2 protein-coding genes are annotated in these 1,189 nt (G+C 50.0%); both read right to left on the bottom strand.

Going from position 1 to position 1,189, the window contains the following annotated elements:
- On the bottom strand, nucleotides 1-425 hold a 425-nt coding region (locus tag EI28_RS12890; RefSeq protein WP_048115461.1), incomplete at its 3' end, for an SDR family NAD(P)-dependent oxidoreductase.
- On the bottom strand, nucleotides 426-1,189 hold a 764-nt coding region (locus EI28_RS12885; protein WP_048115460.1), incomplete at its 5' end, for a DegT/DnrJ/EryC1/StrS aminotransferase family protein. It abuts the gene before it with no gap.

Below are 1,189 nucleotides of genomic sequence, written 5' to 3'. Positions count from 1 at the left end.
GTTGCGCCCATAACGTTTACAGGATTAGCCGCTTTGTCGGTGCTTATGACGATGACCTTTTCAACCTCTTCGTCAAGGGCAACGTTGAGGACATTCTGGGTTCCAAGAATGTTAGTCTTGACCGCGTCGAAGGGGTTATACTCACAGAGAGGAACATGCTTCAGGGCCGCTGCATGAAAGACTATGTCGACGCCTTCCATGGCACGCTTTAATCGCTCCTTATCCCGGACATCACCGACCAGCAACCGGATTTTATCCGATCTTAACTCCTGCCCCAGATCAAACAACCCGGTCTCATTATTGTCCAGAACTCTGAGGGAACTCACATCCATTTTCAGGATGTTTTTTACGAGTTCTTTGCCTATCGACCCTACGCCCCCTGTCACAAGGATCGATTTACCGCGATAATACTCATATTCGTCCATTCAGGCCACTCCATAAAACTCCTTCATGGAATCTATCACGTAATCGATGTCATCTCGAGAAATCCCGGGGTAGAAGGGGAGGCTGAGGATATCTTCTGAAACTTTTTCGGTTATTGGCAGGTTGTATGAATCACCCACCTGGGAACAGTAGAAGTATGTATAGTGAACCGGTGAGAAGTATACCTTCGTCATTATTCCCTTGTTCTCAAGGTATTGCATCAGTGCGTCACGGTCTTTGACCCGGATAGAGAACAGCTGATATACGTGGAAATAGTCCTCCGGGGGTTCCGAGATGACACAATCCGGCACTTCGGCCTTTAGCCGCTGGATATAGTAAGCGGCATCAGCCCGCCTCATCCTGATGATCTCTTCGACCTTGTTCAGCTGAGCAATTCCCAGTGCCGCTGTGATATTCGACATCCTGAAGTTATAGCCGAGAGAGACATAATCCATCACTGCGGTAGTTGAGAAGTAGTCAGCGGTTTCGAGACGGCCATGAGAACGGATGAGCTTCATCTTTTCGTATACTTCCCGGGAATCGGTCACGATTGCACCGCCCTCGCCAGTTGTGATGACTTTATTCTGACAAAAGCTCATCATTGCCGAGTCACCGAAGGTTCCGACTTTCCTGCCGCGAATAGATGCTCCAAAGGCCTCGGCAGCGTCTTCGATCAGGAGCAGATCATGGTCATCGGCAATCTCGCGCAGTTCCTGGATCCTGCAGGGGCATCCTCCATAGTGGACGGGCATGATCGCCCGCGTCT

Source organism: Methanoculleus sp. MH98A (assembly GCF_000691865.1).
In the GTDB taxonomy this organism is placed as follows: Archaea; Halobacteriota; Methanomicrobia; order Methanomicrobiales; family Methanoculleaceae; genus Methanoculleus.
This window is presented reverse-complemented; position numbering and strand designations above follow the sequence as displayed.